Source organism: Bacteroidales bacterium (assembly GCA_013141385.1).
Classification (GTDB): Bacteria; Bacteroidota; Bacteroidia; order Bacteroidales; family Tenuifilaceae; genus UBA8529.
Map to the genome: position 1 here is coordinate 1 of JABFRB010000022.1, position 19830 is coordinate 19830.

At 32.9% G+C, this 19830-nt stretch carries 18 protein-coding genes; 12 read left to right on the top strand and 6 right to left on the bottom strand.

The genetic code is table 11. From position 1 onward, the window contains the following. Window positions 1-116 precede the first annotated feature (116 nt). The 5 genes from HOO91_13625 (at window position 117) to HOO91_13645 (ending at window position 6508) form a co-directional block, all read left to right on the top strand. Window positions 117-362, top strand: a complete 246-nt coding sequence (locus HOO91_13625) for a transposase (GenBank protein NOU18590.1) — start codon at window positions 117-119, stop codon at window positions 360-362. Window positions 363-446: 84 nt separating this feature from the next. Beyond that, a complete protein-coding gene (locus HOO91_13630) occupies window positions 447-1427 on the top strand; it encodes a hypothetical protein (GenBank protein NOU18591.1) in 981 nt (326 codons plus the stop codon). Between the two features lie 21 nt (window positions 1428-1448). Beyond that, entirely contained in the window at window positions 1449-3557 is a 2109-nt protein-coding gene (locus HOO91_13635; GenBank protein NOU18592.1) for a SpoIIE family protein phosphatase, read from the top strand. Window positions 3558-3604: 47 nt separating this feature from the next. Continuing rightward, a complete protein-coding gene (locus HOO91_13640; GenBank protein ID NOU18593.1) occupies window positions 3605-5752 on the top strand; it encodes a DUF1987 family protein in 2148 nt (715 codons plus the stop codon). A 3-nt stretch (window positions 5753-5755) separates the two neighbouring features. Then, window positions 5756-6508 carry a DUF1987 family protein gene (locus HOO91_13645; GenBank protein ID NOU18594.1) on the top strand — a complete coding sequence of 251 codons (753 nt, stop codon included), beginning with the start codon at window positions 5756-5758 and terminating at the stop codon, window positions 6506-6508. A gap of 107 nt (window positions 6509-6615) precedes the next feature. On the opposite strand, the gene HOO91_13650 is transcribed toward HOO91_13645, so the two are convergent. Continuing rightward, complete coding sequence (locus HOO91_13650) at window positions 6616-7050, bottom strand: hypothetical protein (GenBank protein NOU18595.1); 435 nt, start codon at window positions 7048-7050, stop codon at window positions 6616-6618. 610 nt (window positions 7051-7660) lie between these two features. Continuing rightward, window positions 7661-8242: a nicotinamide mononucleotide transporter gene (locus HOO91_13655; protein ID NOU18596.1), complete on the bottom strand. Its 582-nt coding sequence runs from the start codon at window positions 8240-8242 to the stop codon at window positions 7661-7663. Window positions 8243-8625: 383 nt separating this feature from the next. On the opposite strand from HOO91_13655, the gene HOO91_13660 reads away from it, so the two are divergent. Together HOO91_13660 and HOO91_13665 are read left to right on the top strand one after the other, a co-directional pair. Further along, window positions 8626-9687, top strand: coding sequence for an NADH:flavin oxidoreductase/NADH oxidase (locus tag HOO91_13660; protein ID NOU18597.1), 1062 nt, complete (start codon window positions 8626-8628; stop codon window positions 9685-9687). Between the two features lie 144 nt (window positions 9688-9831). Further along, complete coding sequence (locus HOO91_13665) at window positions 9832-10317, top strand: hypothetical protein (GenBank protein ID NOU18598.1); 486 nt, start codon at window positions 9832-9834, stop codon at window positions 10315-10317. A gap of 84 nt (window positions 10318-10401) precedes the next feature. Here the strand turns inward: HOO91_13665 and HOO91_13670 are convergent, their stop codons facing one another. From HOO91_13670 to HOO91_13680, 3 genes are all read right to left on the bottom strand, one after another. Beyond that, window positions 10402-10905, bottom strand: a complete 504-nt coding sequence (locus HOO91_13670) for a hypothetical protein (GenBank protein NOU18599.1) — start codon at window positions 10903-10905, stop codon at window positions 10402-10404. A gap of 119 nt (window positions 10906-11024) precedes the next feature. Continuing rightward, entirely contained in the window at window positions 11025-11237 is a 213-nt protein-coding gene (locus tag HOO91_13675; protein NOU18600.1) for a hypothetical protein, read from the bottom strand. Window positions 11238-11278: 41 nt separating this feature from the next. Beyond that, on the bottom strand, window positions 11279-13114 hold the full coding sequence (locus HOO91_13680; GenBank protein NOU18601.1) for an LTA synthase family protein: 1836 nt from the start codon (window positions 13112-13114) through the stop codon (window positions 11279-11281). 112 nt (window positions 13115-13226) lie between these two features. On the opposite strand from HOO91_13680, the gene HOO91_13685 reads away from it, so the two are divergent. The 5 genes from HOO91_13685 (at window position 13227) to HOO91_13705 (ending at window position 19464) form a co-directional block, all read left to right on the top strand. Beyond that, a complete protein-coding gene (locus HOO91_13685; GenBank protein ID NOU18602.1) occupies window positions 13227-14225 on the top strand; it encodes an isoaspartyl peptidase/L-asparaginase in 999 nt (332 codons plus the stop codon). Between the two features lie 136 nt (window positions 14226-14361). Continuing rightward, window positions 14362-14871: a hypothetical protein gene (locus HOO91_13690; protein NOU18603.1), complete on the top strand. Its 510-nt coding sequence runs from the start codon at window positions 14362-14364 to the stop codon at window positions 14869-14871. An 84-nt stretch (window positions 14872-14955) separates the two neighbouring features. Continuing rightward, window positions 14956-16059 carry an alanine racemase gene (locus HOO91_13695; protein ID NOU18604.1) on the top strand — a complete coding sequence of 368 codons (1104 nt, stop codon included), beginning with the start codon at window positions 14956-14958 and terminating at the stop codon, window positions 16057-16059. Window positions 16060-16212: 153 nt separating this feature from the next. Beyond that, window positions 16213-18231, top strand: coding sequence for a response regulator (locus HOO91_13700; protein ID NOU18605.1), 2019 nt, complete (start codon window positions 16213-16215; stop codon window positions 18229-18231). 132 nt (window positions 18232-18363) lie between these two features. After that, complete coding sequence (locus HOO91_13705; protein ID NOU18606.1) at window positions 18364-19464, top strand: SpoIIE family protein phosphatase; 1101 nt, start codon at window positions 18364-18366, stop codon at window positions 19462-19464. On the opposite strand, the gene HOO91_13710 is transcribed toward HOO91_13705, so the two are convergent. Further along, the gene (locus HOO91_13710; GenBank protein NOU18607.1) at window positions 19461-19784 is read right to left on the bottom strand and encodes a hypothetical protein; all 324 of its coding nucleotides are present in this window, start codon (window positions 19782-19784) and stop codon (window positions 19461-19463) included. The two genes, HOO91_13705 and HOO91_13710, sit on opposite strands and share 4 nt — an antisense overlap. Window positions 19785-19830: the final 46 nt, after the last annotated feature.

Consider the following 19830-nt stretch of genomic DNA (forward strand, 5'->3'; position numbering starts at 1 on the left):
ACCTGAACGTGTTCAAGCAGAACTGGAGCGGTATCAGCAATCGGCATTTCTTTGGCGATAAGATATACCACGATCCGAACTTCTTCAACCAACTCCTTGAAGAACGGCAATCCATCATGTACACTCCCGTTAAAGGGGTGAAAGGTCAAGCGGAATCCATAAAATACTTCGACAAGGCTGCTGCGGATCTATTCTCCACCGCTGTGTCTAGGGTACGTCAACCCATTGAGTCTTTCTTCAACTGGCTAGAGGAGAAGACTGGCATTCAAAGGGCGTCTAAAGTTCGATCGGCAAACGGATTGCTTGTTCATGTGTTTGGTAGACTAGCCGTTGCATTTATGTACCTTTTTTTCAACCCTTAATTCGCATTTATAATATTTATGTGAAGTTTGTTTTGAATATTAATACTTATGTAATGCTATAAAGGTTAATTGATTTTTCTAAATTTGAATTGTAATAATCTAATTCTTATGGACAGGCATCTTATAAATGAGGTAGAAAATAGATATCCATATCCTATTGCCAGTGAATTTAGAGTGTTAAATACAGAAGAATATCTTAAACCAGATTCAAACAGACTTAAGCAAATCCTTCAAATAGGCGAAATTACAATTCAATTCTTGGCTGTTGTTGTTCTTTCTGATTTAATAGAACAAAATAATAAAAAAAGAATATTCCTGCCAGAATCATTTAAGAATGAATTTTTTAAAAACTTTTTTAAGACAACTTTCGGAAAATGGACTGCCTTAATGAGAGATGGGATTAAGATTTTCATTGACAATAATGTCGAAATGTATATAAATGAATTGCCAAACTATTTTATTCTTGGAAGAAATTCTGAATCTGAAACTCAAAAAGCATTTAATTCATTAACAACGATTCGGAACCGTATTGCACACGACTCGATAGAGAATACATCAAAATCAATTCAAAATTTATGTTTTGAAGCAGAAGCATTTTTAGAAACAATTTTAAATAATCTAAGTTTTATCTCTAATTATTACTTTTTATACGTTGGTAATGTATCCGTAAAAAATTTTAGATGGAATGATCCGTCTTTTACACATAGTTTTTCAGAAGTAATCGGACATACTTCAAAATTTAGCGCATATTTAAAAAAACTTTCTGGATTGCTTAATACTCCTGCTATAATCATTACCAAAGGAAAAGAAGAAAATTACCTGAATCTTGATCCGCTTGTTATTTATTCTGATGAAGGTGAAAATCATATACCAGATGTATTTTTATATATAGACTGGGATATAAAAAAAGGAATTAAATATAGGCCTGTCTGGAACGGTGGTCCTTTTTTCCTTGAGAGAACCCAAAATCAGCATGAATTGACAATTTCTTTACTTAAAGTAATTGAGTTTATTGCGAAGGAAGAGGATTATAATAAGTTTAAGGTCTCATTATCAAATATTTAACATCAGATTAATGAATATTCTATGAATGATGATCCTAACATATTTTTTGAAAATTCACTTGATGAGATATTTGACAAATTTAAGAAAACTGATATACCTCAGAATAAGCCACACAATCCTTATAAATTTCTTGATTCATATACGCTTGACGATAAAGATATTTTTTTTGGTAGAGAAAAAGAAATCGAAGAATTGTATCGAAAGTACAATTCTTCGAACCTACTATTAGTCTATGGACAATCTGGTACCGGCAAAACATCCGTTATCAATTGCGGTCTTCTGGCTAAGATTCCTTCTCAGGATATTTACCCGATATTTATCAGATGTGGTAAGAAACCAATTGAAAACCTTATCTTAGAATTAAAAAAACATTCTCATTCTCAGTCCGATGATATTAATCTTATGATCACTGAAATTTATTCAAGGAAATTCAAACCAGTTACCCTGTTTTTTGACCAATTTGAAGAATTGTTTATATTTTCAGGAGTTAATGAAAGAAAGATCATACAGAACCAACTTATAAAAATTACAAACTCGAATAAAAGAGCCAATATTGTTATCATCTTACGCGAAGAATATTTTGCCTGCTTATCGGAATTTGAAAACGACATACCACAAATTTTTAATAATAGGGTGAGAATTGAAAAGATGAATCGCTTACAGGTAAAGTCGGTTATTGAGAATCCTTTGAAAATTTGCAACATTGGTATTGAAGAAGGAATAAACGAAAGTATCATTGAAATTCTTTGTAAACAATCGCATGAAATTGAACTTACTTACTTACAGATTTTATTAGATAAATTGGTTCAAAATGCGCTTTTAGAAGATCCAAATAATCCGCAAATTAAAAAAGAATACCTTTCAAAAATTAATGATGTTGGCAATATATTAAATGATTTTCTTGACGAACAAATAAACATCCTGCCCAATTCACATGATGCAGAGGTTATTTTGAAGGCAATGGTTTCTTCAGAAGGCACAAAAGAGCCATTGAAAATCGATGAAATTTCTGATAGAATAAAAGAAACAGGAGTTGAATTTACCAATGAATTAATTCATGACCTTTTACAACATTTTATAAATCTGAGAATTATTAAAGACAAAGATGAAAAGGATCAATATGAGCTAAAACATGATAGCCTTGCTAAAGGTGTTTTTCAAAGAATGTCGTTATTTGAAAAAGAGTTTATTGAAGCAAAAAGACTGATAAATAACCGCTACAATGATTTCTTGAAGCGTCAGAGTTTACTTGATGAGAAATCGCTGACATTTATTTCTTCATACGAAAAACGCATGGTTTTTTCTGAAGAGATAAAAGATTTTATCAAACGAAGCAAGCGACAGTTACAGCTAAAAAAGGAAGAAGAGCAGAAATTTAAAGACACTCTCACATCTATTACCTACACCAATCAAATTATTAATGCATTTCTGCCATCACGGAAACAATTTGAAGAAAACCTAAAAGAATATTTTATTTATATCAGACCTAAAGAGCTTGTTGGTGGGGACTTCTATTTTTTAAAAAAAATTGAAAACAAAGTTTATTTGGCTGTTGCTGATAGTACAGGGGCAGGTATTCCAGCCGCTCTGCAAAGTATGCTAGGCCTATCGCTCTTAAATGAAACCATAACAAGTAATAAACTTCAGGCACATGAAATTTTGAATATACTTCGTAAGAAAATCATTACTTTACTTAAGCAGGAAGAAACAAATTCAGGTGATGGTTATGATATGGGATTATGCATTATCGATATAGGGGAAAAGAAAATGCAGTTTTCAAATGCATTTCTTCCCTTATATATGTTTAGGGATGGTAAGTTTACTGAATTTGAATCGAAGCGTATTGCCATTGGTTATAATCCGTTTTTTGAGGGAGATATTTATCAAAGTTGTGATATAAAACTGGAAAAAGGAGATATTTTTTATTTATGCACCGATGGGTATGCCAATCAAATGAATGGAATGACATTTCAAAAATATAATACCAAGCGGGTGCGACAACTGTTACAAAATATTTATACAAGTCCCTTGGAAACTCAACCTGAACTTTTAGAAAACGAATTTTTACAATGGAAAGGTAAATATAAGCAAATGGATGATATATTAATAGTTGGTTTTAAGGTTTATTAAACTTATCGGATCAAATCAGTAAAATAATAAGTTGGAGGAAACGAAAAATGTTTTTAAAAACCACATTAGAAGATATCGAAAACTGGAAAGAGCAAAAAGATGTTGAAAGACTTATTGATGCTCTTAAAATTAAAAATGACGATATTATTAATGCTACAATTAACGCCTTGGACTATCTTGTTAAAGGGGATTATGAAAGGAAGATAACTAGCAAAGTAATTGTAGCTCTTGGTGACTTTAAAGATATTCGTTCAATTACCCTATTAATAAAATTTTTAGATACCGACGATGACAATAAAAGAAAAATTGCTATAGAATCCCTTTGCAAACTTGGTGTTTCCAATATTATTGAGCCATTAATAATGTCTTTTGATGAGAAAAATGGAATTCGATGGTTTTCCAACACAGTATTTAGTGAATTCAGCAAAATAATTGGCATAGAATCGTTTATAGCATGTTTAAAGAATGATATAACAAATATTAGACAAAAGACGGCGACAATTCTTGGTAGAATAAAAAATAATAAAGTTGTTGAACCACTAATTAACGTATTAAATGACATTGAACCTTCAGTCATTGTTGCTTCTGCAGAAGCACTTGGGAATTTGGGTGATACTTATGCTGTAGAACCTCTGATAAAAGTATTAAATCATGAAAACAGCAATGTTAGAATTGAGTGTATAAAAGCCTTAGACAAATTAAAAGATAAACGTGCGATCGTCCCATCGATTAATGCATTAAATGACGTTGAATATTCTGTAGTTATAGCTTCAGCAAACGCACTAGGAAATTATGGTGATATTGGTGCTGTTGACCCTTTAATAAAAACATTAAATCATGAAAAAAGTGAAGTAAGAGTTGAGTGTATACAAGTCTTAGCTAAGTTGAATGACAAACGTGCGATTATTCCATCAATTAATGCATTAAATGATCCTAAATTTTCTGTAATTATAGCTTCAGCAGAAGCTCTTGGAAATTATGGTGATATTGGTGCTATTGACCCTTTAATAAAAACATTAAATCATGAAAAGAGTGAAGTAAGAGTTGAGTGTATCAAAGCCTTGAATAAGTTGAATGATAAACGCGCAATTGTACCACTTATAAATATGTTAAATGATACTTCGAATCATGTAATTATTGCATCTATAGAAACTCTAGGTAAATTTAAGAATATCCAAGCTGTAGAGCCAATAATAAAGGCTTTAAATACTTGTGATTGGGAAGTTAAAGAAATAGCAGCAAAAGTTCTTGGTAAATTAGGCGATAGCAGGGCAATACAACCATTATTAAATCTTTTTGGAATTAATGACATTTGCAACCACAAAGATGTTAAGGTTAAAGAAGAAATTGTGAATGCTCTCAATAAATTGGGATATACTAAAACCATCAAGTCGTTAAAAGATGAATTAGAAAAACTATTTTATATTCAGGGAACAACTCAAACTCCGACTGTTTTTTTTGATATGGAACAGGGTATTTTTGAATACAAAGGAAATGTACTTCCTGAAAATTCTAAGGAATTTCATCTACCTGTTTTTGAAATATTAGATAAGTTTATTGATAAATATCCTAATACATCATTGAAAGCTACTTTTGTTCTTGAATATTATAATACTCCATCAAGTAAACAAATCTTTCAGATCTTTAAGAAAATTGAAAAACGCTATTATTATGGCTATCCCGTAATCATTTACTGGTATTATGAAGTAGATAATGTAGATATCTATGAAGCTGGAGAGGATCTCGCAAACAATGTAAAGATCCCATTTACAATGATAGCATATAAAGATTACTATGTAGCAATTAAAGATTCTTCTAAAGAGGAAAAAATTTTCATAGAAGAATCTTTAAAATCACCTATGATTTCCTTCGACAAGGAAAAAGGGATTTTTGAGATTAAAGGTAATTCTCTTCAAGAAAAAACAATAGAAATGTATCAGCCTTTGATAAAACCAATCGAAAGTTTCGTGTGGAACAATAAAGAAAAACATTACACAATTAACTTTCAAATCAGATCATGTAATAGAGGCTCTATTGACTTCTTTCGGCGTTTTCTTAGTTTTTTTAATGATTGTTTGGATGTAACAGCAAAATGGTATTACAATCAAGGGAATGAAGAAATGCATTCTTTAGGTCAAACCCTTAAAAGCGAATTAAAATATGATTTGGAAATAATTCAAATAAACGACAAATGAATAATGGAAAAATTAGAATGGAAAGGCACTAAACAGTACCCAGAGATACTTTTTTATCCAGTACAAGGTGAATTTATTTATAGAGGTTGTGTAATTTGTGAGGATACTATTGCATTTCATCGTCCGGTTATTGATATGTTAAGTGAGTTTAATAGAATTTATCCGGATAAACCTTTAAAAGTTATCTTTGGCCTCGAATATACAAATACACAGGGAAGTAAGAGTATTAATAACATATTTGGCCTAATTAAAGCACACTGTAAAAGTTCACACAATCAAGTTACAATTCGTTGGTATTTTAACAAGGATGATGAAGATATTTTCAATTTGGGAGAAGATTTACGATATCATTTTAATATTCCATTAGAATTAATAGAAATTGATGAGTATGATGATCCATTACGTATTAGAAGATCGGGAGAATCACCTGAGGTTTTCTTTCACAAAGCAGAAGGAATCTTTGAGATTAAAGGTAATTCCATCACCGAAAAACCAATAGAATTTTTTCAACCTCTAATAAGACCGATTGAAAGTATGGTATGGAACAATAAAGAAAAACATTACACAATTAATATTATAATCGAATCATGTAATAGGGGTTCAAAAGACTATATTCAACGAATTCTAAGTTTTTTTAATGAATGTGAAAATGTTACAGCCAAATGGTATTACAAACAAGGGAATGAAGAAATGCATTCTTTAGGTCAAATCCTTAAAAGCGAATTAAAATATGATTTGGAATTAATTCAAATATAGGATAAGAAAATCATAGAAAAAGCATAATGTATCAGAATTTGGTATCAGTCAGCGATTATTAACAAGATCTTTACAAAAGGCAATTGTATATTAGATAATGAAAACAATCATATCAGTTCTTTAAACATAATATCAATAGCCTCATCGGCCTTTTCTCTCAATGGGTCAATTCTTTCGTCCCAATTTATTTCTTTGCTATGTATCCTGTCGTTTCTTATACTTGAAAGATTTTGAAAAACATAATCCCAATTGGGGTAAATTTTTTCTGATTTGAACATGCATTTATTTAACTTATTAAGTGAAATTACCAAGGCATGTATTTCATCGAATGGTTTGCCATTAAGATCATTCACATCGCCTTTTACAAGTCTTAAATAATGATGATAAGCGCTTATAATCTCACGTATTTGATTTAACTTGAGATCGTACATCTTTGAACGACGTTGCCATCGTTCTGAAATATAGGCAGCGACAAAACTAACTCCAATTAGACTAATTAAAGTAGTTACTATTGGTTTATCAAAAAATTCCAGAATACTCATATTTTTAGTTTAAGGTTTAAAAAAAGTTTTTAATCTTAAAAACTCTATATTTCCACGTTCTGTGTAACTAGTATCTTTTATAAGAAAAAATATCTACTTTCATTTTAAGTAATAATTCTTCTTCTTTCTTAAATAATTATATCAATTTCAGTAATTTGTTTCTTAAAGTTAGGAAATTAATCTTAAAAAACAATAGCCATGAAAAATGCACTATTTTTATTAGGGTTGTTTATTTTCCCAATAATGGTTTTTTCTCAAAGAACAGAAAATTCAATTAAAGTAACGTGAGTTCGATGTAAGCATAGCATATTGATCCTAAGCACAGTGTTCGGTTGTTGTTTTGTCATGCTGAACGAAGTGAAATTCGAAGGATTTGCTGAAATCAACCATCTGTTTTACAAGTAATTAGATCCTTCGCTTCGCTCAGGATGACACCTTACATCGAACTGACGTTAAAATATATTGAAAACCAAATGGAACACCACAAAACCCGAACCTTTAAAGATGAATACTTGTCGTTTCTAAAAGCCTTTGAAATAGAATTCAACAATGAATATTTGTTTGAATGGCTTGAATAAAATAATCCCCAAAACCGCTACCATATCTACAACTAATACACCGCAACTGCCATTGTCTTTTCTTTCCTATAAGCCCTTCTCCATTCAAAATACCCCATAGTTGCCATCACAAGGAAAACGGCATAAAGTCCTGTGGTAATGTAAAGACCCTTAACAAAATATACACCAACAGCTACAATATCTACAACAATCCAGAACCACCACGATTCTACAATTTTTCGTGCCATTAACCATTGGGCAATAAGACTGGCGGCAGTAATAAATGAATCATAGTAAGGTAGTGCAGCATTAGTATAATTGGCCATAATATATCCCCAAGCAAATGTTCCAACAACGCATATTATCAGCCACATCCAAATCCATTTTCCAACCAAACTTACTTTCAGCTCCTCCTTCTCCTTATTGCCATACAACCAATGATACCACCCGTAAACATTAATAATAACGTAGATAATATGTAGAATCATATCTGAGTACAAGCGAGCATCGTAGAAAACGAAAATGTAAAGGGTAACCTGAGCAATCCCTGTAGGCCAACACCAAATATTCTGTTTAACGGTAAGCCAAACACAGATTAAACCGAAAAACGTTGCAATTGCTTCAATTAAAGTCATTTAGTTCAAATATTAGATTAATCAACACCCTATAAAAGTAGCATTTATCTTTTAAGTTTACCCAAACCAACCCCACAACAAAGCCTAAAAGAACCAGTCTTTCAAACCAGTTCACAGCTGGAGAATTGGAGCGATGGAGAATGGAATGTTGGAAGATTGATAACCCTAAAACCAACCTATCGCATTTTGCGATACCCAACCCCTACCCTCTTATTAACTTGTCAACTTATCTACTTATTAGCTTATTCGTTTATCAACTTAAAAACTATCGCATTTTGCGATTATCACTTCTAACTTCCTAAACCCCTAAATCCCGTCAACTTTTCAACTTATTACCCTATTAACTTGTTAACTTACTAACTTTGCACTCAAAACAAGCAACTATGTCCAAACTATTATCACCACTAAAAATAAGAGAGATAACGCTCCGAAACCGCATTGCAATCTCACCAATGTGTATGTATTCCGCCGTGGATGGGTTTGCCAACGATTGGCATTTGGTACACCTAGGAAGTCGCGCAACAGGTGGAGCAGGATTAATCATTCAGGAAGCAACTGCTGTTTCCCCCGAAGGGAGAATCACACCCGGAGATTTGGGGCTTTACATGGAGGAGCATATCGAAATGTTGCAACGCATCACCACATTTATTCACCAACAAGGAGCAATTGCAGGTATTCAACTTGCCCACGCTGGAAGGAAAGCCAGCTGCGCTCGCCCTTGGGAGGGTGGTAAACAGCTAAAGAACACCAGTGATAGTTGGAAAACCGTTGCCCCATCCGCAGTTCCATTTCATCCCGATGATGAAGCATCACAAGCACTAGATATGGAAGGAATCAAAAAAGTAATTTCCGATTTTAGAATTGCAGCTCAACGTGCGTTAAAAGCAGGATATAAAGTAATTGATATTCATGCAGCACATGGTTATCTGGTTCATCAATTCCTTTCACCACTGAGCAATCATCGTACCGATAGCTACGGCGGCAGCTTCGAAAATAGAATACGCCTACTGCTCGAAATTGTAGATGCTGTGAGGGGTGTATGGCCTTCGAACCTGCCTTTGTTTGTTCGATTATCTGCTACCGATTGGGCTGAAGGTGGCTGGAATATTGATGAATCGGTTAAACTTGCATCTATCCTTAAGCACAAAGGCGTTGACCTTATTGATACCTCGGCTGGAGGCATGGTTCACAATGCAAAAGTTACAGCTAGGCCGGGTTTCATGGTGCCGTATGCAGAGCAAATTAGGAAGGAATCGGGGATACTAACTAGTGCTGTTGGTCTGATAACGCAAGCGCAGCAAGCAGAGGATATCCTGCAAAAAGATCAGGCTGATTTGATCCTTATTGCTCGTGAATCGCTAAGGAATCCCTATTTTGCATTAAACGCTGCAAAACAATTAGGAGATGAGATTGAATGGCCAAATCAGTACTTAAGGGCCAAGTAGTATTTTGAAGATAATTTGTCCTCCTCTACTTCTCAGCACTTTGTGTATGTTTTTAAACTAGTGTAAATCTTGGCATAATATTGGCATAAGCACTATCATTCTAATAACTTTATTTGTTGTAAATATTAACTTAAAATCAATAGTATGAAAAAGATTATAACACTATTTTGGGTTCTAGCTATTGCTGGAATTGCCAATAATGTAGTTGCGCAAAACACGAATAGGTATTCCGGAAAGGTTAACTATAAGGGAACGGATTATAATTACGAAACCTCCTGCGCTGCCACTAACCCTATGTCAATCACCACCATGGAAACCTATAGGCTGACTATCTTTACAATGAAAAAGGATAGAAAGAAGGTGGTTCTTAATACCAATTGTACTGCATTGACTATTCAGCGAAACGAAAGCTCAATAAAGCCAAATCTCGATATTATAACCTTTACAACGCTAACAGGCAAAAAGTTATCGGCAGATTTAGTGGGAACTTCAAAGGGAATGAATCTAATTTTTTACCTCGATAATTTTATGCTTATCCCACAGTACAACCTTGATTCAAAGATGGGTTGCGCTGACTTTGACGAGGCAATCAAAAATGTGGTGTACTTTATTCTAAAAGAGATAAAATAGAAAATCAATTTTCTGAAAAAAGCAAATCCGAAGATTTAAAACCTTCGGATTTGTTTTTCAATATTATATGCTCAACTATTGCCATTAAAAGATATAGGTTATCCCAAACTTACCGCCGGAAAAGGCATTACCTCCGCCAAATTCAAGGTTGATTCCAAAGTTATGCTTGAAAAAATAGCGTCCACCAATTTGAGCACCCAAACCAAGTCCAGAGCTACCACTACCTGTATAACCCGAAGGGGAATTCCAAATATAGTAACCAAGGTTTAACCCCGCATAGAAATCCCAATTGCTAGGAATCTCAAGTATAGTATTAAAATGGTAATTCCCATTCCCTGAAATACCAAAAATCGTTGAGCGATAAGAATTGTTAATGTATTTCTGGTTATAGGATCTGAATGAAGCTTCAAAACCTACTGTGATATCCTTATAGACACCAAAATCCATTCCCCCATAAATAGGAACTCCCCAGCCAGAAAAACCAACGCCCGCATTTAATTGTTTTCCACCCTTTGAAAGTGGACTTTGCGCCTGAGTTATGGCTATTGTAAAAATTGATAGTAATGCAATTAGGCTTATTCTTTTCATACTAATTTAAATTTTAATGATAAATTATTAAGTGGTTAATTATAAAACTTACATCATTGGTAATAAAACATAAAATTAGCTTAATTGTTATGTTTTCTTTAAAAATAAGATATCATTTTTTACTTTAGATATCCTGTTCCCCTCTCATTTACAATTTTAACAAAATTATTAATTGATCTGTTATACCCCTTCTCAATATCATTAGGGAAATAGCACGCTGGTAACTCGCCACTATTGCGGTGGTAAGTAATGCAATCGCAGCAAACTCCATGCCTACTGCACGGATATGTGCAATTACAACTTTTCGAATTCGATTCCTTTTTACAATCCATAAAACTATTATGTTAATTGAATTTGCTTTAATATTAAGGTATTATAGTTTTAAAAATATCTCCTGATAGTATGAAAAGAATGAGAATGCCTGTTCGGCTACCTTATCAGTGTTTATACCCTCTTTATCAATAAATTTTTTACTGGTATGATCATAAATAACAGATGTGCTATCGGTTACAAATCCAAATCCATTGTTAAAAACGTAATATGCAAATGGTTTACACCCATTGGAGAGCAAATTCTTCGAAAATTTAAATTGATTCGTCCTAATATCAAGCTGATTAAGTAAAGTTGATGCTAAATCAACCTGAGAACCAGTAGTTTTTACGTTTAATGAATCCGTTGATAATACACCTCCAAGCCAAAGCATTGGAATTTTAAATTTATTTAAGACATAGTTAGCATCACTTCCCGGAAAACGATGACCATGATCAGCTATCAACACAAATAAAGTATTCTTATACCATTCTCTTGTTCTAGCCTCGTTAAAGAAAGCACCCAAGCAGCTATCCGTATAGCAAGTAGAATTTAAAAACTTGGTTTGCTCATCGTCACCTTTGAACTTAGGCTTTGCTGGCATTTCGAATGGTTCATGGCTAGTAAGTGTAAAGTACATCTTAAAAAATTTACCTTTTGCAGAATCACAATCAGCAAGTAGCCTATTAAAAACATACTCATCATGTACACCCCACTTTGAATTTCGGTACGATTTAGGGAAATCATCTTCTGTTATAATCTTCCTAAATTTTGAAGAAAAAAGGTACGATCGAATATTAGCAAAGTCTGGATTACCACCATAATAAAAGGATGTGTGATAGCCCAAACTATCAAATATACTGCTAATTGTAGGGAGTTTTTGCGATTTAAGAGGGTATTTAATTATTGAACTGGTTGGTTGTGCAGGAAACCCACTAATAACGGCAATTATTCCTTTATCGCTCCTATCACCACTAGCAAACATCCTGCTAAATAGAATACCTTGATTACAAAAATTATTAAAATTTGGTGCAATATTGGGTAATCCTCCAAGAGGTTCAATAATCTTTGATGTGAAACTTTCAAGTAGAATTATCACAATATTGGGTCTATCGTTCGTTAGAACTTTGAGGTTTGAACCATTATCGAGTAAAAGTTCTGCAGCAATTTCTTTTCCCTTATTTTTATCAATATAATCTGGGTATTTCTTATACATAGAACTCGATTTGGAGACAGAATACATCAAATTCCATAGAGAATTTAGCGCAGCATGGTTACAATACATATTCTGGCTAAAGTACACCTTACCTGGATTCATTGGAGCAATACCAAAGCTGCCCCTTATAGGTATAATCATTGTGGCTGAAAGGAATAAGAATACAGGTATAAATCCCCACCATCCTCTCTTTATTTGAGTATTATACTGAAGAATTTTTTTTTGGTAAAAGGCAAAGAAAAATAGAAAAATAATAATTGCTAAAATAGTGAGTAAAACTACTAACAATGGTTTTATTGATGCAAATGCCTCGCCGGGTGTTTTAAGATACAAAAAGGGCGTTGTATCTATTCTAAATCCCCAATTTCTATAAAGTTCAGCATCAACAACCACTATAAAAGTAAATATTGCCAGAAGAAATATAGTATAGTATTTAAAAGTAGAGATAATCCATTTCCTTTTAGAGTAAAAATGTAAAGCCATTATTAAACTTGAAAGTAGAAGTATATATCCAATCATCGAGATATCCATCCAAGCACCTCTAATGAAAATACCTAGCCACTCACCCGCTGATATCTGAGTAGATAGGCTAAACTCGTAAATCATAAAGAAAAGCCGTGCAAAAGTGAAAAATAGCAACCAGAAGAGGAAGTATTTTAAAAGGAATATCAATCGAATTCTCATCTTATTGAGGTATTTTAAGAGTGCAAATTTATACAAAAAGTTAGTGGGTTTTCACGTATTCATGTAAAATCAAAATAAGTACATTTGCTTATTCACAAAACCTTAAACCGCAATGAAAAAAATATTATATCCCTTTTTCTTCTTGGCAATTCTATTTCTGAGTTGCACCGATAATACTAACCACACAAAAAAGAAGGTTGAATGGGCAATTGCAATACATGGTGGTGCAGGAAATATTAATCCTGATGATTATACTAAAGATCAACTTAGTGCATACAATCAAGCCCTTGGCAGTGCTCTTGAGATCGGTAAAAAAGTTCTTTCTCAAGGAGGAACTAGTTTAGATGCGGTTGAGCAGGTTATAAGATATATGGAGGATTGTCCACTATTTAACGCTGGCAAAGGTGCTGTATTTAATCACGATGGAAAAAATGAGATGGATGCATCAATAATGGATGGAAATGGACTTCGTGCTGGGGCAGTTGCTAGTGTTGGAGATATTAAAAATCCTATTTCGGCTGCACGTTTAGTTATGGATAAATCTCAGCATGTAATGATGGTTGGAAAGGGTGCTTCAAAGTTTGCACGCTCTCAGGGTGCTGAAATTGTTGATAGTAGCTACTTTTTTACACAAAAAAGTTGGGATGCATTACAAAAAGCTCTTGAAAAGGAGAATAGCAAGGATAAAAAGATGGGAACTGTTGGCTGTGTTGCTCTCGACAAGCAAGGTAATTTAGCTGCTGGCACATCAACAGGAGGTATGACAAATAAAAAATACGGTAGAGTTGGCGATTCACCAATCATTGGTGCTGGCACTTATGCAAATAATAATACATGTGCAGTATCAGCAACTGGGCATGGGGAATACTTCATCAGGTATAGTGTTGCACATGATATCTCTGTTTTGATTGAATATAAAGGGTTATCATTAACCGATGCGTCGAATCTTGTTGTCAATGACAAACTTAAAAAAGCAGAAGGACAGGGGGGTATAATAGCCGTTGATAAATATGGGAATATTTCACTAACAATGAATACTAGCGGAATGTTTAGAGCTTTTGCAAACTCAAATGGAGAGGAAGGGGTTGCTATTTTCAATAACAAAAAATAATAATATATCATAATGAATTAACTAAAAGCTAGTTATGATTTATTCGTAAAAGACTATTAATGATTTAGGTGCAAAAGGTTGATTTTTTCGATTTTGTTTTGTTAACTTGCTTCTAATTAAAAAAGCGGATGCTATAATGGCCTTAAAAGTGAAAACCGAGAAAATAAAGACCGAAGGAAAAGTCAGGCTTTTCTTCTTTTTCTTTGTTATGCTATTATTTATTTTTGCCTTGTTTCTTATCCTTTTACTCTTAATTGGTGGATACCCTATTTCGAAGGATTATATTACCTACTATACTGAGTTTTCTCCCTTAACAGTTGTTCTACCATTTATTATTGCATTAACTACATCCCTATCTTATAAAACATCGTTAATGCATATAACCCCTGCTAAAAATGTAAATATTAACCTGATTAAAGAATTTTTTCTGACCAAGGAAAACTATAGGTTGTTAGAAGAAAAGGATGGATATATTAAATTTGAAAGGTCAAAAGCATTTCATCGTTTTCTATGGTTAAATATTGATAGACCAACCATTGAAGTTAAAGAAAGTGAGATTTTAATTACATTGGAGAAGCATACCGAAGCAATTATAACTCCTCTTCTTGTTTACGGAAAAAGGTATGAAATAAATTCTGAGAATTAGTACTTTTGACACGCTAATTTCCTTCATATTCTACCCTGATTCGTTCAGGGTTTGTTTTTTACATCTAACTTAAATAGTATCCAAATGGCTTCGTATTACCCATACCTACTGCTTAACAAAGAGAAATGCCTCGATAACATTCAAAGAATGGCATTAAAGGCTAAAAAAAATAATCTGAAATTCAGACCACATTTTAAAACCCATCAAAGTATTGAGGTTGGAGAATGGTTTAAGCAATTAGGTGTAAATGCTTGCACAGTTTCTTCATTTACCATGGCTGAGTATTTTGCATCAGCTGGTTGGTCCGATATAACAGTTGCCTTTCCTGTATCTCCCTTCGATTCAGAGATTATCAATAAACTTGCACAATCAATACAATTAAATATTATTACTTCTTCCTTTAAGAATTTAATTTCCATTGATTCTTTAATTCATAATAAAATAGGCATTTACATTGAACTTGATTGTGGGCATGGTCGTTCAGGAGTAAACCCTGAAAACACAAGAGAAATTGCCCTAATGGTTGATCATATTAAACAAAATAAATTTTACCTGTTTAAAGGCTTTATAACACATTCAGGACAAACTTACGATACCAACTCGAAACAGGAGGTTGAAGCAATTCATCGAAAATCGATGGCAATGCTAAGTCGTATTAAAACATTTTGGAAAGAGAGTAATCCCGAAATTCATGTTTCATATGGAGATACTCCATCATGCTCAATCTCCAATGATTTTTGGGGAATTGATGAGATTAGACCGGGCAATTTTGTGTATTACGATTTGACACAAGCCTCAATCGGTTCTTGCACAATCGATGATATTGCTGTTGCATTAATATGCCTAGTTGTTGACGTTTACACTGAGCGTGGAGAGGCAATTATTCATGGAGGAGCAGTTCATCTATCTAAGGATTTCATTTCTAATCCAGATCAAACCAAATCGTTCGGTCTCATTTGCCCTTTTGATGGAAAAAATTGGGGCTCACCCTATGAAGGGCTTTGGCTCAAAAGTATTAGCCAAGAGCATGGTTTAATTGCATCAAACGCTAATGTGGGAGTATCAATATTAAACCCAGGTCAGCTAGTTGCTATTCTCCCCATTCACAGTTGTCTTACTGTTGATACAATGGGAGAAATATTCCTTTCGGACGGAATTTCTATCTCAACAATGAGAAAAAGGCTTTAAAATATTAGACGTATATCATCATTTACTCACACTTAATCAATTTTAAATTGGTTTATTCGTAAATTGTTAGTAATTTGCGAATTACATCGATTATTTTATAATTAATTGGAGATATTCATTTTTTTCTCTATTTTTACTTAAAGTTAATTGGTTATGATCTGTAATGACCCCTTTGCTAAAGAAACTAATAGTACTGATATATTTAACAACTACCTTTTTGAGTGTATTCCAGGTTACGGTATGATATTAGACTCAAAGGGTACAATCCTATGCGTTACCAATGAACTAAAAGAACTCCTTAATAACGATCCAATTATCCATACGGGCAATCTTTTCAATTTATTTAAAAACATCCATCCAAATGAATACCATGATGTTATTAAAAAGGAGTATATAGGATTCTGGCACAACATTAACATTAACACAAAAATATACTTACAATTAACTTTTAAAGAAATCATTAGAGATAATAATCAGCTAGTTATTGTATGGATTAAAAATAAAACAAAAAGCATTAAACATGAAAAGGTAAAAAAAATATTAACCAATCTTGCAAAATCAGAATTAGAAAATAGAGATAACAAACAATACTATAAATCTATTCAAAATGAATTAAATCAAGTTATAGACGCAAATAATCTTTTTGTTGTTCAGTATGATAAATTCAGACAACATCTGATGCTCACTTACATGGATGACGAAAAGGATACATTCACTCGATTTCCACTCGGAAAAACCTTAAGTGAATATGTAATCAGCTTAAAAAAATCAGTTTTATATACCCAAAATGATATTCTTGAACTTCAAAAAGAAGGCTTTATAGATGACATTATAGGAACTCCTGCTAAATGCTGGATGGCTGTTCCACTCTTTAGCAGCGATGAGGTTTATGGTATTGTTGGTTTACAAAGTTACTCTTCCGAAAATGCATATACACCGGATGATCTTGAAGTTCTTGAGTTTGTATCTACACAAATTGCTGTAAGTATCAAACATAAAGAAAATGAAATAAACCTCCATAGAGCTAAAGAAAAAGCGGAAGAAGCGGATAAACTAAAATCGTCGTTTCTAGCCAATATGAGTCATGAGATTAGAACACCCATGAATGCTATAATCGGTTTTTCAGAACTTATTACCCGTAAAACAATTTCGCAGGAAAAGAAAGATACATACGCTCAATACATAACCAATAGCAGTAAAGCTCTTTTAACTCTTATTGATGATATTATTGATATAGCCAAAATAGAAGCAGGTCAACTAAAGATAAACAAATCACCAACTTATGTTAATGTGATTTTTAATGAAATCTTTGAATATGTCAATAATGAGAAAAAAAGGAGTAATAAGGATAGCATACTTTTCGCTAAAAAGGAAACTATACATGATTTAAATTTTTGTATTCTTTGTGATCCTCTTAGACTTAGACAAATTCTAACTAACCTTCTTAATAATGCGTTGAAATTCACTTTCGAAGGGATTATCGAATTTGGATATCTAATACCTAATAATGCTACCATCCTATTCTATGTTAGTGATACAGGGATTGGATTAAGTGATGAAAAAATTCCATTGATATTTGATAGGTTTAGACAAGCTGATGATACAACAACGCGCCAATTCGGGGGTACAGGGCTTGGATTAGCAATATCAAAAAAACTGGTTGAAATGTTGGGCGGAAGAATTTGGGCTGAATCTGAGAAAAATAAGGGTTCAACATTCTTTTTTAATTTGCCGATGATTATTCCTGATGAAAGCACTAAAATTATTGATGAAAATTTCGAATCCTCGATTAGTGATAATTTTGAGGGAATAACTATTTTAATTGCAGAAGACGAGGATAATAACTTCATTTTCCTTCAGGAAGTTTTAAACCCAACAAAAGTTAATATTATTAGAGCAAAAACAGGCCTTCAGTCAGTAAATTTTATTAGAAATCATCCTGATATTTCATTGATTTTAATGGATATCAAAATGCCAGATATGAATGGTTATCAAGCTACATCAATTATTAAAGAGATGAGACCTTCGATTCCCATTATCATTCAATCCGCTTATGCCATGGCAGAAGATATAATTAAAGGGAAAAATGCAGGATGCAATGAATATCTAGCAAAACCGATTAAGCCTGAGGTACTAATTAATACGCTAAGGCATTACCTAAACCAGCAGTGATTCATCTATATTATTTACAAATCTCTTAAAAACACTGCGTATCCAAATTTCATCAATCTATTGTAAAAAAAAATTGCTGCACTTTGTAACATTTATTCTACTTTTGCCAAACAAGACAACTAATTTTTCCAGATGAAACTTTCAGCTAAATTCAGCCGAATACTATTTTTATATATTTTTATTTCGTTCTCAATAATTGGGTTTTCACAAAGCATTCAAAATACTCCTAAACCAGTCGAAACTAGTCAAAAGACTGACCCAACAAACCTTTCAAAACCAAATCAAATCTTACTTTATTTAATTATTACTTTTTCGCTTGGTTTAATCACCTTTGCTTACAGGGAATATAAACTCAAAAAATCGGCAAATATCGATTTATCATTACAAAAAAATGAGATTGAGGTACAAAAGCATATTGTTGACAAGCGCAATAGAGATATAACGGATAGTCTCAATTATGCTCGAAGAATTCAACAAGCAATTCTTAAGACTTCGCTACGTTTAGAGGATTATTTTACCGAATCGTTTATTCTTTTTATACCCAAAGATATTGTAAGTGGTGATTTCTATTGGGTTAAAAGTAAAAACAATAAAATACTTTTTGCCGTAGCCGATTGTACAGGCCATGGTGTGCCCGGTGCTTTTACCAGTATTATAGGGACTTATGGCTTAAACAACCTTATTAACGAGTCAAATCTTACAAATCCCGGAGAAATTCTGAATGGAATGAATGTACTTTTTAAAAACTCATTTTGTCAGAGCGAGGGAGCCGAGATTTTTGATGGTATGGATATAAGTTTATGCCTTTACGATCCTGTAACAAAAGAGCTTAACTACTCAGGAGCAAATCTTCCCTTACATATTCTTCGCAAAAATTCGAAACCACAACCAACATCGCATATCGTTCACAACGATAATAATTACACTTTATATCAAGTAAAGCCGAACAAACAACCCATAGGGTATATTTTTGAAGATACAAGCTACGTTACACACGAGGTTAAACTCATGGAGGGTGATATTCTTTATATTTTTACTGATGGATTTGCTGATCAATTTGGCGGGTTGTATACAAAAAAGTTCAGATATCAAGAACTACGGCAGCTTATTTGCTCAATGGCAAAAATTTCTCTTCAAGAACAAGTGAAAACTCTTGAAACTACCTTTAAAGCTTGGAAAGGGGAAAATATTCAAGTTGATGATGTAAGTTTTATGGGTATTAAAATTCCCTAGGCTTTTTTGTTAATCACAAGTAGGAAGTCAACCATTAGTAAAAAGAGAAGGAAAAACTCTACATCCTGTATCTCTAGCAAATTAAGAACTATAGTGATACTCAATAAAACAAGGACTATTAACCTGTATTTATCGTCTTGGGTTTTAGACTTTCCTCGCAGTTTATAGTAGTAATTAATTCGATAAAGAATAAAAGGAAGAAAAGCTAAATAGAATAAAACAATGCCAATTGCATAGTTTAGTAATCTAATTAATCCTGCAAAAATGACTAAACAAGTAGTAAAGATAATTACTTTACGCTCCGATATTTTTTTCCCCATGTTTATTTAAAGTGCCCAAAATTAACTGATTTTTTTAATGATTCTC